Raw genomic sequence first — 15,073 nt, forward strand, 5'->3', positions numbered from 1 at the left:
GTGCGTCCCATGGTGCCGCGCATTCCCGTCAGCGTGGACCTCGTCGTGCTCACCGTGCGCTGCCAGCAGCTCAGCGCGCTGGTCTGGCAGCGTGACCGCCCGCCGTACGAGGGGCGCTGGGCGCTCTCCGGGGGGTTCATCCAGCTTGAGGAGGACCTCCCCGCCGCCGCGTCCCGCGTGCTCGCCGAGCGCGCCGGGCTGCCGGGGGCGCCGGTGCACCTGGAGCAGCTCCAGACCTACGGCTACCCCGACCGCGACCCCCGCCAGCGCGTCGTCAGCGTGGCCTACCTCGGGCTCGCGCCCGACCTGCCCGCCCCGACCGAGGCGCACATGAGCTGGCAGCCGGTGTCCTCGCTCGACGTGATGGCCTTCGACCATCGCCGCATCGTGCTCGACGGCATCGAGCGAGCCGGGGCCAAGCTGGAGTACACCTCGCTGGGCGCGGCGTTCTGCCCCTCGGAGTTCACCGTGGCCGACCTGCGGCGGGTGTACGAGATCGTGTGGGGCCGCTCCCTGGACCCGCGCAACTTCCACCGCAAGGTGACCAAGGCCGACGGCTTCCTCGTCCCCACGGGGCGCACGACCACGCGCGACGGCGGGCGGCCTGCCATGCTCTACCGCCGGGGGCCCGCCGAGCTGCTCCACCCGCCGATGCTGCGCCTGGCCGGTTAGAAGGGCTTCAAGGTCGTTCAGGGGGCATGGTCAGGGGACCGTGCGCCATGGCCGCGTCATAGGGTAAGGCCATGCCGCGTTTCCGTCCGATTCTCGATGAGTTGCCCGCCTACCGGGCGGGGAAGGCCGTGGTCTCCGCCGACGGCCGCTCGTTCAAGCTGTCGTCCAACGAGTCCCCCTACGACCCGCTGCCCTCCGTGGTGGAGGCGATGGCCGCCGCCGCGAGGGACGTCCACCGCTATCCCGACCCGGCGTGCGTGGCGCTCACCGAGGCCCTTGCCGAGCGCTTCTCCGTACCCCAGGAGCACATCGCGCTCGGGGCCGGCTCGGTGACCGTCGCCCAGCAGCTCTTCGAGGCCGTGGGCGACCCGGGCGCCGAGGTGATCTACGCCTGGCGGTCCTTCGAGGCCTATCCCCTGCTCGCCGACCTGGCGGGGGTGACCTCCGTGCGGGTGCCCCTCGTGGAGGAGACCCACGACCTCTCCGCGATGGCGGCGGCGATCACTCCCAGCACCCGCATGATCTTCGTGTGCAACCCGAACAACCCGACCGGCACCGTCAACCGCACCGCCGAGCTCACGGCCTTCCTCGACCGGGTGCCCGAGGACGTGCTGGTCGTGCTGGATGAGGCCTACCGCGAGTACATCCGCGACGCCGACGTGCCCGACGGGGTGAGCCTGTACGCCGACCGGCCGAACGTCGCCGTGCTGCGCACCTTCTCCAAGGCGTACGGCCTGGCGGGGCTCCGGGTGGGCTACCTCATCGCCCACGCGCCCGTGGCCTCGGCCGTGCGCAAGACGATGGTGCCCTTCGCGGTCAACAGCATCGCGCAGGCCGCCGCCGTCGCGTCCCTCGCGGCCGAGGACGAGCTGCTGGAGCGTGTCGAGACGGTCGTCAAGGAGCGCACGCGCGTCCGTGAGGCGCTGCTCGGCCAGGGGTGGGAGGTGCCGCCCACCGAGGCCAACTTCGTGTGGCTGCGGCTCGGCGAGCGCACGATGGAGTTCGCCGAGCGCTGCGCCGTCGACGGCGTCGCCGTACGGCCGTTCGCGGGCGAGGGCGCCCGCGTCTCCGTAGGCTCCCCGGACGGCAACGACGCCTTCCTGGCGGCGGCGCAGGCCTTCAGGAAGGGGTGACCCCGGCGTTCGGAGCGTCGGCCGGCGAGGGACCGGTCCGTACGTCCCGGGTCGGCTCGTCCGCGCCGGGACGCTGGCCTTTGCGTTCGGTCGAGACGACGAGCGCGACGCCGAGGACGATGACGAACCCGGCGGCGAACATCTGGGCGGTCACCTGCTCGCTGAGCACCACGACGCCGAGGATCACGGCCACCACCGGGTTGACGTACGCGTAGGTGGACACCAGGGAGATCGGCGCGTTGCCGAGCAGCCACACGTACGACGTGAAGCCCACGAGCGAGCCGACCAGCACCAGGTAGGCGAGCGCCAGCCACGAGCCGCCGCTGATCTCGGCGGGGTGCAGGCGCTCGCCGAAGGCGGTGCCGGCCAGCAGGAGCCCGGCGCCGCCGACGGCCATCTCGACCGTGCTGGCCACGAAGGGGTCCTTCGGCATGGAGATGACGCCGGGCAGGAACGATCCGATCGACCACGACAGCGACCCGGCCAGGATGATCACGATGCCGACGGCGCTGGACGACGCGGCGCCGGTCAGCGAGAGCCCTGCGACGCCGCAGAACCCGATGAGCACTCCGGCCAGCGTCAGCAGCCGGGGGCGGTCGCGGGCCATCATGCGGAAGACCACCAGCCACAGCGGCACCGAGGCGACCAGCAGCGAGGCGAGGCCGGAGGAGATGTGCTGCTCGGCGATCGCCACCATGCCGTTGCCACCCGTGAGCAGCAGCAGGCCGACCAGGCCCGCCCCGAGGAACTCCCGCCGGGTCATGCGGAAGCTCCCGGCCCCCCGGCGCACCACGAGCACGGTGCCGAGGATGAGAGCCGCCGCGACGAAGCGCAGGCCGCCGCTGAGCATCGGGGGGATGGTCTCGATGGCGATCATGATGCCGAGGTAGGTCGACCCCCACACGACATACACGGCCGCCAGCGCCGCCCAGACCCTCACGTCACGAGTGTTTGTCCCCATGACTCATGACAATATCGGTCTCGGCAGACATTTCACTCGCAGGTTTCGGACGGTGAGACGCGGGCGCCGAGCGCTCTACCACAGGTTTGTCCACATCGTGTGGATAACTAGGTCGCCGGTGCGGGCTGGACATCACGTTTCAGCATCTAAATACGGCAAATCCGGCAAGAGTGCATCAAGTCGACGTTATCCACAAGCTGTGGATAAATGGCGTTGTATCGCTGTCTGACCCGCTGGCGTGGCCCGCCGTTCACGCGTTCGAACCCATATGTACAACCTGTGCCGGTGAAGCCGTCCACAGCCACCCGCGGTATCCACAGGCGCGTCCCTCTCAAGGCGCCCACCGCGGGCCATCCGCCCCACGCGAATGACCCGCGGAACCACGGCTAGCGCGGGCCGAGCTTCTCCACGATGAGGCGGTACAGCTGGCGCGGACGGCCCGGCTGCGGTGTGCGGTTCGGCGGAAGCGGCCACGCGAGTCCCTCGTCGACCAACGTGCGCAACAGACGCCGAGCCGTGCGGGGAGTCACTCCGAGCATGCGCCCGGCGCTCTCCGCGTCCACGATCGTGTCGCCGCCCTCCAGCTTGGCGGCCAGCCGCGCGAGCACCTCGACGCCCTTCGGCCTGCCCTGCCCGGGAGCCTGCGGAGGCATCCGGGGGGCCGGGACGAGCGTGCGGCCCTCGCGGTCCACCGCGAAGCCCTGGGGCTGCTTGCCGGCCTGCGTGCGGGCCAGAGCCGCCCTCGCGTGCGTCTCCGCGTCGTGGGTGGTGCGGCCCATGCCGACGCCGACCTCCACCGCCAGCCCCAGGTCGTCGCGGATCCGCGCGGCGAAGGGCAGCACCCGGAACCCGTCGGTGGCGGCGGCCATCGAGCCGCGCGTCGCCGTCACCAGGTAACTGTGGTCGTCGATCGCCCATACGGCGGCGTTCATCCGATTGGCTTCCTGGACCAGCAGCCGGTGCAGGGACAGTCTCAGCTCGTCACGCCAGTATCTCGGTGCCGCACGCCGTACGGGCTCGCGTAACGTCGGCACCTCGATGAGCACGACCGTGAGCTGCGACTCCTCCAGCCGGTGGTGCGCGCCGAGCAGCGCCGCCGTGTGCAACGCCGTACGGACCGCCGCGGACGTCGGCCGTATGCGCACGGTCGGCACGCCCGCCGCGGTGAGCCGGTCGGCCACCCCCGGCAGGCACGTCAGCGCGCCGGTCGTGCTGCCCTGCCTGATCAGGCGCTCGTGATACGCCGCGATGGTGCCGGTCGCCCCGGGCTCCTCGCGGGTCTGCACCCCCGCGGTCGGCAGCCCGAGGTCGGCGTAGGCCTCCTCGACGTCCGAGCGGCCGAGCACGTCGATGCTCACCCTGCGCGGGTCGATGCGCTCGTCCAGCGCCGCCCTGGCCAGCGCCGCCGTGAGCGCCGGCCCCCCGAGCTGCACGTACGTCGCGGGGATCGTGAGCACACCCGAGCGCCTGGCCAGCTCGTACGGCACGGGGCTGGCGAACAGGCAGGCGTCCACCCCCGGGCCGAGCCGCACCACCTTGTCGGCCGCCTCCTGCTCATCGCGATAGGCCGCCGCGACCAGCCGGCACGGAACCGGGGCGGCCGCATGGCCCATGAGCATCACTCGCTCGACAAGGTCGTGGGGTCCCACCACCCCGATGGTGAGGTCCGGGGCCGACGCGCCCACGCGTGACCCTCTCGGAGTTTCTTCGGCCCTCTCGACCAATGTTCGTCCCATCCCGCCATACCTCTGATCGAGGCCGCCACACCGTGCGGTTCGCCGGGCCGTGAGGTACGGCCCGGCGGCGCGCCCGGCGTGGTTTCCTCTTCGAAATCCACTGGTCGAGTCCACCTCGCGGGGACCGCCGGTCAGGGCGCTGTAAGGCGGCTGACGGCGTTCCCGGCTCGGGTTCTTCTCCCATCCGGTCTAGTCCTCTTTGGAACGATCGCTCGCCGAGGCACTAATGTCACGCCCGGATTTGCCGGAATGCCGGTGGCCTATGCCGATCAGGTATGGCGGAGATGGTTATATGAACAGGTCAGAGGCGGTTTACGGGCCCAGTCACGACGTAGAGGAAATCTCTCTTACCACATCTCCGCCAAGGGCCTTCATACGCGCCGCGAGGTCGTGGTGGCCACGGTCGATGAGATATCCGGGCGAGACGACGGTCTCGCCATCGGCGGCCAGCCCCGCGAGCACCAGCGCGATGCCGGAGCGCAGATCGTGCGCCGTCACGTCGGTGCCCGTCAGCGAGGTGTGGCCGTGGACGACCGCGCGGCTGCCCTCGACCTCGATGTGGGCGCCCATCTTGTTGAGCTCGCCGGCCAGCGCGAAGCGCCCGTCGAAGATGCGCTCGTGGATGTAGCTCGCCCCGTCGGCCAGGCACGCCACCGTCATGATCGGAGACTGCAGGTCGGTGGCGAAGCCGGGGTAGGTGTCGGTGATGACGTTGATCGGCCGGAGCGGCCGGTCGCGCCGCACGTTGAGCACCGCGCCGTCGGTGGCGAACTCGACGCCCATCTGCTCGAGCTTCCACCGCACCACGCCGAGGTGCTCCAGGGACGCCCCGACGAGGTTGACCTCGCCGCCCGTGATGGCGGCGGCCATCGCGAACACGCCCGCGTCGAGGCGGTCGGGCATGACGCGGTGCTCCACGGCGGTGAGCTCGTCGACGCCCTCGACGGTGATGAAGCCGGTGCCGCCGCCGCTGATGCGGGCGCCCATCTTGGTGAGCATGTCGATGACGTCGAGCACCTCGGGCTCGAGCGCGGCGTTCTCGATGATGGTGGTGCCCTTGGCGAGGGCCGCCGCCATGATGAGGTTCTCCGTGCCCGTGTGAGAGGGCGTGTCGAGGTAGAGGGGGGCGCCGGTGAGCCCGGCGGCCTTGACGTGGATGACGCTCTCGCCCTCGTCCACGACCGCGCCGAGCCGCTTGTAGCCCAGGTAGTGGAAGTCGAGGTTGCGGCTGCCGAGGTTGCACCCGCCGACGCCCTCGATGATGGCCTCGCCCAGGCGGTGCAGCAGCGCGGGAACGAACAGCACGGACCCGCGGAACCTGCGGGCGATCTCGGCCGGCAGCACGGCGCTGGTGAGCCGCGACGCGTCGATGACCAGAGTGCGCTCGGCCTCGTGCAGCTCCACCTTGGCGCCCACGGCCTCGGCCAGTTCGATCGCCCGCCGGACGTCTTCGATTATCGGGACGTTGCGGAGGACCGTACGGCCCTCGGCGGCGAGCAGAGCCGCGCCGATCATCGGGAGCACGGCGTTCTTGGCTCCCTGGATGAAGGCGGTTCCGCGCAGGGCGTTGCCACCGCGCACGCGGTAACGAACCATATGATGAGGCTCCTCGAAATCTGGGAAATGACGCGCCTGGTCAAGCGGACGGCGGCAAAGTTATCCGCCCACAGTAGCTCTTTCGGGATGATGGCCCGGCCAGTTTGACTTCACTGAGCTGCCCAGGAAAGCGCAGATCACTCAGCGCGAGGGAGGGTTCGTCGGCGCGTTCGGCGAGGCCGCGTGCAGCAAGGTGTTCGCGCGTTGGTCCACGAATCGCGTCACCACCTGCTGCGCGTATCCGAACACCATCGCCCACACCAGGATCGAGGTCTGCGAGCTCAGGCCGGCGAATCCCGGCACGAACCCCGAGTTCAGGATGAGCAGGCCCAGGATGGCGGTGGCCACGCCCGCCGGCGCCTTGAGCAGGTTCTGCGCGACCGCCAGGGAGTACCGCGTGGACAGCTCCGAGCGGGTGGACAGGCTGGCGGCGGTCGCGAGGGCCGCGCCGAGCACCCCCATGAGCGCGACCAGCGGTACGTCGCCGCTAGTCGGGCCGCCGTGGCCCGCCGGGCACACCTGGTTGTCCCTCGGCCCGAAGCTCGCGAGCAGCGTCCCGTTCCCGCACATCGGGATCGCCTGCGGCCAGGCCGAGCCGATCGCGACCAGCCCGGCGACGATGAGCGTGAGGATGACCACCCCGCCGAGCAGCATGTTGCGGAAGCTGCGCACCCTGCCGCTCTCGATGGAGGCCGCGTTGTAGCCGGCCCTCAGCACCGACTGCAGCAACGCCCGGTCGCGCTCGTCGATGTCGCCCGCGGCCGCGCGCGCGGCGAGCCGGCTGAGACGGGGATCGTCCGGAGGGAGGTACGCGCGGCCGGTCGCGAGCACCTCGGGGGCACGGGCGTTGAGCTCGTTCGCGGGGAGCAGCCCGTACAGCAGGATGGTGGCGCCGTAGATGTTCGCCCAGGCGCCCTCGATGGCCTGCCCGGTCAGCCAGCGCCGCCAGCCCTGCCGATCCCTCGCGTACTGCGCGGCCGTCGCGAGGTGGCGCTCGATCGTGGCGTGCAGCACTTCGAGACCCGGCTCACCCGTGCGCGAGAGCAGGCACCGGCCGGCGTCCGCCTGGATCTCCTCGCCGCGCGAGGCGATGTGGATGCGCCACACGCCCGGCCAGCGCAGCACCTCCCCCTGGCTCGCGGCGGGCGCGGTGCCAAGGGGCGGCGCCTCGCTGTCGTGCACGGCCGGGTCGGCTGCCATACGCCCTCCAGGGATTCGCTCTGCCCACGGCTTATCGCGATCTCCCCGTCGGGCGCTACCCCTTTCGCGTGGCTAGGCCCGGGCCGCGATGTCGGAGCGGTGGTGCGAGCCGCGCAACGTGATGCGCCCCACCTGCTCGTACGCGGCGGCGCGCGCCGCCGCGATGTCGGGACCCGTGCCGACGACGCTGAGCACCCGCCCGCCCGCCGACACGACCCTGCCCTCCGCGTCGAGCGCGGTGCCGGCGTGGATGACGTACGCGTCCTTCACCGAAGGCGCGAGGCCCTCGACGCGGTCGCCCTTGACCGGGTCGGCCGGGTAGTTCTCGGCCGCGATGACGACGGTCACCGCCGCGCCCTCGCGGTAGCGCGGCGCGGGCTGCGCGTCCAGCGTGCCGGTGGCGCAGGCGTGCAGCAGACCGGCGAGCGGCGTCTCCAGGCGGTCGAGCACGACCTGGGTCTCCGGGTCGCCGAAGCGCGCGTTGAACTCGATGACCCTCGGCCCCGCCCCGGTGAGGGCGAGCCCGGCGTACAGCACCCCGGTGTACGGCGTGCCGCGCCGCGCGAGCTCGCGGATGGTCGGGAGCACGACCTCGGCCATGACCTGCTCGGTGAGCCCGGCCGGCGCCCACGGCAGCGGCGTGTAGGCGCCCATGCCGCCGGTGTTGGGGCCCTCGTCGCCGTCGTAGGCGCGCTTGAAGTCCTGCGCGGGCTGAAGCGGCACGGCGGTCGTGCCGTCGCACAGGGCGAACAGCGACACCTCGGGACCGTCGAGGAACTCCTCCACGACCACGCGCTCGCAGGCCGCCGCGTGCGCCAGCGCCTCCGCGCGGTCGGAGGTCACCACGACGCCCTTGCCCGCGGCCAGCCCGTCGTCCTTCACGACGTACGGCGCGCCGAACTCGTCGAGCGCGGCCTCGGCCTCCTCTGGCGTCGTGCACACGCGCGCTCCCGCGGTCGGCACGCCCGCGGACACCATGATGTCCTTGGCGAACGCCTTGGAACCCTCGATGCGCGCCGCCTCCTTGGACGGGCCGAAGCAGGCGATGCCCGCCGCCCGCACGGCGTCGGCCACGCCGGCCACCAGCGGCGCCTCCGGCCCGACGACGACCAGCTCGGCGCCCAGCCGTACGGCCAGCGCCGTGACCTGCTCGGGGTCGGTGGGCACGACGGGATGCGTCGTCGCCACCGAGGCGATGCCGGCGTTGCCGGGAGCACAGTGGAGCTCGGAGACGGCGGGGTCGAGCCCGAGCGCCCGGCACAGGGCATGCTCACGGCCACCGGATCCAATCACAAGAACGCGCACCTGGGGAGTCTACGGGTCGGGCCTGGGGTAGCCGGACGGCGGCGGCGTCCGCGCAGGTGGAAGGCGTTCCTGGCGTTTCCCGGCGGGTAATGCGCAGCAGGCGAAGAGGCTTTGTCGACTTCCACATGATCGAGCAATCCAATGGCCGTGTAGGCTAGGTATCGAAGCCTCGCTGTGGTAAGTTGGGGCAGCTTTGGGCCGTCTCTTAGCGATTGGAGGTGGAATCGGGATGACTTCTGGTGATCCCAGCAGTACGTGCTCGCGCACGTACATCGTGCGCAAACCCGACCACTCCAATTCGGTGTCCGACTGAGAGCCACGCGCGCCTATTTACCTGTGACGACTGTCGCATTCTTACTTTCTTGCGCGTTGGTTCCGCGAGGTCGGGCGGGAAGGGACCGCCATGCGCTCGTCCACGCTTTTCCAGCGGATCAACCTCCACCCGCGCACCACTCACGTCCGGCTCGGCGCCTCGTCGTCGGTCGGTGCGGTGCGCCGCGAGACCATGAACGGCCGATGCGTGCCGCCCAGTGACTCACTCGTGGAGTTCGGCGCCTATGTCGCCGGCAAGCGCGTCCACGTCTCCGGCATCCCGGAGGCCGTCGGCCTCGTCCGCGAGCACAACGCCTCCTCCGAGATCAACGACGCGTACGTCTGGGTCGGGCTGCACGAGCCGGAGGCCCCCGAGGTCGAGTGGCTGGCCGAGGTCTTCGGGCTGCACCCCCTCGCCGTCGAGGACGCCATCAAGGCCCACCAGCGCCCCAAGGTCGAGCGTTACGGCGACTCCCTCTTCGTCGTCCTCAAGACCATCGCCTACCTCGACCACGACGAGCTGACCGCCTCCAGCGAGATCATCGCCACCGGCGAGATCATGGTGTTCGTCGGCCCCGACTTCGTGGTCACCGTGCGCCACGGCGAGCACTGCCCGCTCTCCGAGGTCCGAGGCCGCCTTGAGGACAAGCCCAAGCTGCTGGCCCGCGGTCCGGCGGGCGTGCTGCACGCCATCGCCGACTTCGTCGTGGACAAGTACCTCTCGGTCGCCGACCTGATGCAGGCCGAGCTGGAGGAGGTCGAGGCGGCCGTCTTCGCCGACGTCAGCTCGCGCGACATCGGCCGCATCTACCAGCTCAAGCGCGAGATGATCGAGATGAAGCGCGCGGTCACCCCGCTCCAGACGCCGCTGGGAGCCCTGCCGACGCGCCGCATGATCCCCTCCGAGATGCGCGAGTACTTCCGTGACGTCGTCGACCACCTCTCGCGGGTCTGCGAGCAGGTGGAGTCGTCGAACGAGCTGTGCAACTCCATCCTGCAGGCCGCGCTCGCCAGGTCCAACGCCCTGGCCAACGAGGACATGCGCAAGATCTCCGCGTGGGTGGCGATCATCTCGGTGCCCACGATGATCGCCGGCATCTACGGCATGAACTTCAAGCACATGCCCGAGCTGTCCGCCATGTGGGGCTACCCCCTCGTGATCGGCGTCATGCTCGTCATCTGCTCCCTGCTCTACCGAGGCTTCCGCCGCAACAGCTGGCTCTGATCCGTCGCACCGCGGGGCACGGGTGTGCAGGCAGGACTCGTCACTCAAACGAATATTCGAGTCTCTGATTTGATTTGTCAGGTTTGCGGCAATGGTCGTAAGTGTGTTCGAGCGTGTTGGGATATCATTGGGGTGGCTGAGAGAGAGGGGGAGGTGGTGCCTGATGAGTCGCGCCACCGAGCACGTCTTCAGTGGCGATGCCGTCGGAGTGGCTCTCGCCGGCACCTGCGCCGACATGCCCTGGTGGGATGATCCTGAGCTGTTCGATCAGATCCCCACTTTTGGTCCTGCAACCGATCGCATGTCGGAGAGCCTGCTGGACCGGAGCGCCATTGGTGATCCTGAACCCGACGCCGAGGGGGCGGCGGGTACCGCGGAGGCTGTTTCGCCGGTGGTGCCGCCGTTGCAGTCGTATGAGGAGCCGTTCGCCGAGGTGGCTGGGGTGGCTCCGGGCGGGCAGGTGGCGGCGGGCATCGAGCGGGCGCTGCCGTGTCTTTCGGTGATGGCCGATTCGCAGGTTCTCGATGTGCTGGCGGCTGCGCGGCGGGTGGCCTGCTGGGCTGAGGCGGCGCAGTTGATGGCGGCGGTGGAGTTGCATGGTCGTCCGGTCCGTGACGAGCATGGCCGGCCGATTGCCGCCTCGCGGGATCTGGTCGAGTTGTCCCAGGCGTGTGTGATCGAGGAGATCGCCGCCAAGTTGCGCATCACCTCGGCCGGCAGCGCTCAGCTCATGTCTTTGGGGCAGGCGTTGACCGATCGGTTCCCGGAGATGCTCGCCCTGCTGCGGTGCGGGGTGGTGGATGTGCCGAAGGTGCTGGCATTGGTGAACGGCACGTCGCTGCTTGATGCGGAGGCTGCCAGGAGGGTTCAGGCGGCGGTGCTGGGGGTGGCCGGTGAGCTGACCTCCAGCCAGTTGCGGGCACGGATCACACGGTTGGCGGTGCAGGCCGATCCGGAGTTGGCCGACAAGAAGCGCCGGGACGCGGAGAACCGGGCGCATGTCGCGGTGTGGCGTAACCAGGAGGACGGCACTGCGACGCTGGCGTTGGTGGGGTCGTCGGTGGCGTGGGCTTTGGCGGCTTCGGCTCGGGTGGACGCGCTGGCCAAGGCGGCCAAGGACGCCGGTGATCCGCGTCCGCTGCCCCAGCTACGACTGATCACCGCCTACTCCCTCATCCTGGGCCATGACCCCAGTTCGCCTTCGCCCGCGCGAGAAGGGGAACAGCACCACGAGACCTCGCAGAGGCAAGAGCGCGAACCGGATCAGGTGCCGTGGCCGTCTGGGCCCATGCCCGACGATGTGGGTGCTGACCGGGAGGAAACCGGTGATCCCGACCGGGTGGAGACCGGTGACGGGGGTCCTGCCACTGCTGGGGAGGAGGACGGGGTGGTCGATGAACGCGCCGCTGGTCGCGTGGAGCCGGTCCAGTCGACAAGGGTGCCGGCCGCTACGGCGGGAGCCTTGCGGGCCGTTGTGGCGGGAGGTGTGCCGGTCGCTGTGGCTGGAGCTGCCGTACGGCGCACGCACTGGCTGGCCATGCCGTACGCGACCTGGAACGGCGAGGCTGAATGGCCCGGGCAGGTGCAGGGGTTCGGGCTGGTGACCGCATCGCAGGCGCGGGAGTTGGCCGGTCATGCCCGGCGCTGGGTCGCCACCCGCGACCCCGAGGGCCAGATCGTGCTGCACGGGGAGATCGCTGTCACCGGAGCCGCCCGTGCGCAGATCGTGCCCGTCCTCAAAGCGGTCCGGCAAGTAGACGATCTTCCCCCGTCCGAAGCCGGCTACCGTCCATCCGCGACGTTGGACGCCAAGGTCAGAGCGCGTGATGGTACTTGCCTGGCGCCCTCGTGCAACCACTCGGCGTGGAGCGCCGACGTGGACCACACCCGTGCCTACGATCAGGGTGGACCCACCGCCTATGGCAACCTGGCCGCGCTCCACCGGCGCCACCACCGCATCAAGGGCACCGTGCCCGGCGTCCATGTCCACCAGTCACGCCCCGGCCGGCTGGTATGGCTAACCCGAACCGGCGACATCTACCAAACCGGGTCACCATAATCACCGCAAGGCCGCCCAGCCACCTTCAGATGGGCCAGGATTCCTGGTGCCAGGCGGCGTTCCAGAACATCCATTCGTAGCGGGAGGTGGTGATGAAGTGTTCCTGGGCTCGGAGGCGCTGGCGGGGGGTGGACTCTTCCCCGGCTCGGTCGGTCAGGGCCACCACGCGGCGGACGACGCTCTGGAAGGCCTCGTCGCCGTAGGTGGCGATCCAGCGCCGGTAGAGAGGGTCGGGTGACGACTTGGCCAGCAGCGCCTCGCCGACGCGGGCGTAGATCCAGTAGCAGGGCAGCACCGCGGCCAGGCCGTCGAGGAACGACCCGCCGTACACGGTGGCCAGCAGGTAGCTCGTGTACGCGCGGGTGGTCGGGCCCACCGGTAGCTCCGCGGCCTGTGCCGACGAGCCGCCGAGCTGGGCCATGAACTCCGCGTGCATGTCCTGCTCCGCCGCGATCGCCCCCACCGCGTCGCTCGCGAAGGCCCGTACGTCGTCCTCGGTCGGTGCCTTGGCGGCGCACAGGGCCAGCGCCCGCGCGTAGTCCCGCAGGTAGTGGGAGTCCTGCACCACGAAGTGCCGGAAGGCCTCACGCGGCAGCGTGCCGTCGACCAGCCCGGTGATGAACGGATGGTCCAGGATCGCGGTGTAGATCGGCTGGATGGCCTCCCACAGCTCTTCGCTGTAAGAAACGGTCGGCTCGAACGTCGTCATCACAACAACTCCCTACGCCGGCATGACCCGGTCAGGTTCGAGCGGTCTGCGGCCGCGCCAGCCGCACTCTCAGCCCGGTGCGCCGGACTCCCGCGATGTCGTGGTCGAGGCTAACGCACCCCGTTGCCGCAACGGTTCAGGGGGGATCGCCATCAGGGGACGATCACCAGTTTGGGGCGTTGGTCGCGGATGCCGAGGAGCTCTCGTACGCGGGGGAGTGGCCACGCGAGCTGGGTGGCGAGTGTGGCCATGGTGAGGTCGGTGTCCGCCGCCGCCAGGTCGAAGGCCTGCCGCAGGAGCACCGGGTGCTCCCCCGGGTAGCCGGTGATGGGCTCGCTGGCGAAGCCCGGCTGGTCGCGGAGGGCGCCGAGACGTTGGTACGCCCGGCTCGCCGAGGAGTCCGAGAGCAGCCCGACCTCGCGGCAGCGGTAGAGCAGTGAGCTGATCGAGACGCCCCACACGTGCTTGAGCTCGGCCAGCCGGCGCAGGTCGAGGCGCCGGGGAAGCTCGGGCAGGATGCTGTCGCGCGGGGTCAGGAACTCGGCCGCGAACGTGTCGGCCTCGCGCTCCTGCTGGACGTCCCCGGCGGCCGTGTCGCCGTGCAGGACGAGATGGCCGAGCTCGTGGGCGGCGGTGAAGCGGTAGCGGTGGATGTCGTCGAAGCGGTTGGCCGTCAGGACGACGATCGGCCGGGGCAACTGCGAGGTCGAGAAGGCGTCGACCGTGGTGGCGTCCTCGTCGGGCGGGGGCAGGACCACGACGATGCCGTGGGCCTCCATGTGGCGGACGAGATGCGAGATCGGCCCGGTGCCGAGCCCCCAGTGCCGCCGAAGCTCCCGGGCGGCGGCGGCCGGGTCGCGTGGCAGCTCGACCCCCGAGTGCACCTCGCCGCCCGAGAAGCCCGGCAGGTCGACGTGCGGCAGCCGTACGCGCTTCTCCAGCGCGTGGGTCAGCTCCCAGACCTGCTCGACGAACGCGGCGGCCTTGGCCCGCTGGTGGACCCGGGTGGAGCGGAGGCTGCGGAAGTGGGCCATGGACCCGTCGAGCTTGGCGTGCGGCCGGCCGGACAGGAAGAACGCCAACGGAACGCCGAGGGCGCCGGCGAGGCGCGGGATGAGGTCGGGACGGGGGTGGGTCATGCCCGTCTCGTACTGCCCCACCGCCGCGGGGGTGACGCCCACCCGCTCGGCGAGGTCCTTCTTGGTCATCCCCGCCAGCCGCCGCGCCTGGGTCAGCCGCGCCTGGTCGAAGGCGTCGGCCACGGCCTGTGGGCTCGGTCCTCCACGGTCGTTCTTACGGTCGCTCATCGGCGTCGGCGATCGGGTGTTCGTCGGTGGTCTCGCTGTTCACGGGGAAGATCATCGCATTGCGGCGCTCGACCGCGGGACGGCGGACGAGCGTGAGGTCGGGCTCCGCGCCTCGGTCGAAGCGCTCGGCCACGTCGGGCTCGGCCACAGGAAGACCCTGCGACACCCACGGCAGGGCGGTGAGCAGGGGGATCTGCTCGCAGTGGACCCAGTGGACGCGCCCCATGTCGTCGATCAGCTCCGCCTCTCCCCAGTAGAGCTTCAGCAGGCTCGCCTGCGCGTTGGCGGCGTAGGCCACGGGGATGAGGCGCGTGTCGTCGGGGAGCTGCGCGAGCAGGGGGCGCGCGGCGGTCAGCTCGGCGAGCTGGGCCTCCTCGTCGTCGCTCGCGAGCGCGAGGTCGAGCGTCTCCTGGTGGTAGGTGGTCTTGGGGCCGAAGCGGGTGAAGAGCTCGCGGACGAGCGCGGAGACGCGCCCGTCGCTGACCCGCGCCTCGCTGATCGGAGTCGTGTCGTCCTCGGCGTAGCGGAAGGGCAGCAGCAGGTTGCCGTTGAGCACGACCAGATGGTGGGGCGAGCCGTACGGCCTGACGACCTGGAAGCCCGGGTCGTTCTTGAAGCCGTCGACGAGGGCCTCGTAGCGTCGCGCCATGAGGGTGGAGCCGTAGGCGTACCGTTTGTCGCTTCTGGAGGACTTCTGGGCATCCTGGGCGTTGCCGGCGGCCTCCAGGAGGGACGCGGCGAGCTGCCCCCGCACGGACGCGGCGCGCTCACCGAACCGCTCGGCCGCCCAGCTCGAAATCTGTGGCTCCCCCTGCATCGGTGACCTCCCCTGGCGCCGCCACTTCAGTTCTCCGCACG

General features: G+C 70.6%; 12 protein-coding genes and 1 riboswitch. Of the genes, 4 read left to right on the forward strand and 8 right to left on the reverse strand.

The features are described from left to right. Positions 1 to 9 precede the first annotated feature (9 nt). Together OG589_RS38120 and hisC are read left to right on the forward strand one after the other, a co-directional pair. On the forward strand, positions 10 to 672 hold the full coding sequence (locus tag OG589_RS38120) for an NrtR DNA-binding winged helix domain-containing protein (RefSeq protein ID WP_405143341.1): 663 nt from the start codon (positions 10 to 12) through the stop codon (positions 670 to 672). Positions 673 to 743: 71 nt separating this feature from the next. After that, a complete protein-coding gene (gene hisC, locus OG589_RS38125; protein WP_405143343.1) occupies positions 744 to 1,805 on the forward strand; it encodes a histidinol-phosphate transaminase in 1,062 nt (353 codons plus the stop codon). Here hisC and OG589_RS38130 read toward each other — a convergent pair. The 5 genes from OG589_RS38130 to purD all read right to left on the reverse strand — a co-directional run bounded on the left by OG589_RS38130 (position 1,792) and on the right by purD (position 8,603). Further along, positions 1,792 to 2,766 carry an EamA family transporter gene (locus OG589_RS38130; protein ID WP_405143345.1) on the reverse strand — a complete coding sequence of 325 codons (975 nt, stop codon included), beginning with the start codon at positions 2,764 to 2,766 and terminating at the stop codon, positions 1,792 to 1,794. The genes hisC and OG589_RS38130 overlap by 14 nt on opposite strands. Before the next feature lie 386 nt (positions 2,767 to 3,152). Next, a complete protein-coding gene (locus tag OG589_RS38135) occupies positions 3,153 to 4,385 on the reverse strand; it encodes a transcriptional regulator (protein ID WP_405152210.1) in 1,233 nt (410 codons plus the stop codon). Between the two features lie 441 nt (positions 4,386 to 4,826). Continuing rightward, the gene (gene murA, locus OG589_RS38140; protein WP_405143346.1) at positions 4,827 to 6,098 is read right to left on the reverse strand and encodes a UDP-N-acetylglucosamine 1-carboxyvinyltransferase; all 1,272 of its coding nucleotides are present in this window, start codon (positions 6,096 to 6,098) and stop codon (positions 4,827 to 4,829) included. A 141-nt stretch (positions 6,099 to 6,239) separates the two neighbouring features. Next, a complete protein-coding gene (locus OG589_RS38145; protein ID WP_405143347.1) occupies positions 6,240 to 7,298 on the reverse strand; it encodes a hypothetical protein in 1,059 nt (352 codons plus the stop codon). A 72-nt stretch (positions 7,299 to 7,370) separates the two neighbouring features. Further along, the gene (purD, locus tag OG589_RS38150; RefSeq protein WP_405143348.1) at positions 7,371 to 8,603 is read right to left on the reverse strand and encodes a phosphoribosylamine--glycine ligase; all 1,233 of its coding nucleotides are present in this window, start codon (positions 8,601 to 8,603) and stop codon (positions 7,371 to 7,373) included. A gap of 403 nt (positions 8,604 to 9,006) precedes the next feature. Here purD and corA point away from each other — a divergent pair, with 403 nt between their 5' ends. Beyond that, a complete protein-coding gene (corA, locus tag OG589_RS38155) occupies positions 9,007 to 10,140 on the forward strand; it encodes a magnesium/cobalt transporter CorA (RefSeq protein ID WP_405143349.1) in 1,134 nt (377 codons plus the stop codon). Positions 10,141 to 10,303: 163 nt separating this feature from the next. Beyond that, complete coding sequence (locus OG589_RS38160) at positions 10,304 to 12,199, forward strand: DUF222 domain-containing protein (protein WP_405143350.1); 1,896 nt, start codon at positions 10,304 to 10,306, stop codon at positions 12,197 to 12,199. 25 nt (positions 12,200 to 12,224) lie between these two features. Here OG589_RS38160 and tenA read toward each other — a convergent pair whose 3' ends face one another. The 3 genes from tenA to OG589_RS38175 all read right to left on the reverse strand — a co-directional run bounded on the left by tenA (position 12,225) and on the right by OG589_RS38175 (position 15,032). Then, positions 12,225 to 12,908 (reverse strand): thiaminase II, encoded by a 684-nt coding sequence (gene tenA, locus OG589_RS38165; protein ID WP_405143352.1) that lies wholly within the window; start codon positions 12,906 to 12,908, stop codon positions 12,225 to 12,227. Further along, positions 12,901 to 13,012, reverse strand: a riboswitch (TPP riboswitch). (Overlaps the previous gene by 8 nt.) A 48-nt stretch (positions 13,013 to 13,060) precedes the next feature. Further along, positions 13,061 to 14,215 carry a helix-turn-helix domain-containing protein gene (locus tag OG589_RS38170; RefSeq protein WP_405143354.1) on the reverse strand — a complete coding sequence of 385 codons (1,155 nt, stop codon included), beginning with the start codon at positions 14,213 to 14,215 and terminating at the stop codon, positions 13,061 to 13,063. Continuing rightward, complete coding sequence (locus tag OG589_RS38175) at positions 14,202 to 15,032, reverse strand: hypothetical protein (RefSeq protein WP_405143356.1); 831 nt, start codon at positions 15,030 to 15,032, stop codon at positions 14,202 to 14,204. Before OG589_RS38175 ends, OG589_RS38170 begins: the two co-directional genes overlap by 14 nt. Between the last annotated feature and the right edge of the window lie 41 nt (positions 15,033 to 15,073).

This window comes from Sphaerisporangium sp. NBC_01403 (genome assembly GCF_045040145.1).
Classification (GTDB): domain Bacteria; phylum Actinomycetota; class Actinomycetes; order Streptosporangiales; family Streptosporangiaceae; genus Sphaerisporangium; species Sphaerisporangium viridialbum.

Bases quoted from the DNA above. Each gene is read 5' to 3' on its own strand.
- OG589_RS38120 (WP_405143341.1), top strand. From the start codon at position 10: ATGGTGCCGCGCATTCCCGTCAGCGTGGACCTCGTCGTGCTCACCGTG.
- OG589_RS38145 (WP_405143347.1), bottom strand. From the start codon at position 7,298: ATGGCAGCCGACCCGGCCGTGCACGACAGCGAGGCGCCGCCCCTTGGC.
- OG589_RS38175 (WP_405143356.1), bottom strand. From the start codon at position 15,032: ATGCAGGGGGAGCCACAGATTTCGAGCTGGGCGGCCGAGCGGTTCGGT.
- OG589_RS38170 (WP_405143354.1), bottom strand. From the start codon at position 14,215: ATGAGCGACCGTAAGAACGACCGTGGAGGACCGAGCCCACAGGCCGTG.
- OG589_RS38135 (WP_405152210.1), bottom strand. From the start codon at position 4,385: ATGCTCATGGGCCATGCGGCCGCCCCGGTTCCGTGCCGGCTGGTCGCG.
- hisC (WP_405143343.1), top strand. From the start codon at position 744: ATGCCGCGTTTCCGTCCGATTCTCGATGAGTTGCCCGCCTACCGGGCG.
- murA (WP_405143346.1), bottom strand. From the start codon at position 6,098: ATGGTTCGTTACCGCGTGCGCGGTGGCAACGCCCTGCGCGGAACCGCC.
- OG589_RS38160 (WP_405143350.1), top strand. From the start codon at position 10,304: ATGAGTCGCGCCACCGAGCACGTCTTCAGTGGCGATGCCGTCGGAGTG.
- corA (WP_405143349.1), top strand. From the start codon at position 9,007: ATGCGCTCGTCCACGCTTTTCCAGCGGATCAACCTCCACCCGCGCACC.
- tenA (WP_405143352.1), bottom strand. From the start codon at position 12,908: ATGACGACGTTCGAGCCGACCGTTTCTTACAGCGAAGAGCTGTGGGAG.
- OG589_RS38130 (WP_405143345.1), bottom strand. From the start codon at position 2,766: ATGGGGACAAACACTCGTGACGTGAGGGTCTGGGCGGCGCTGGCGGCC.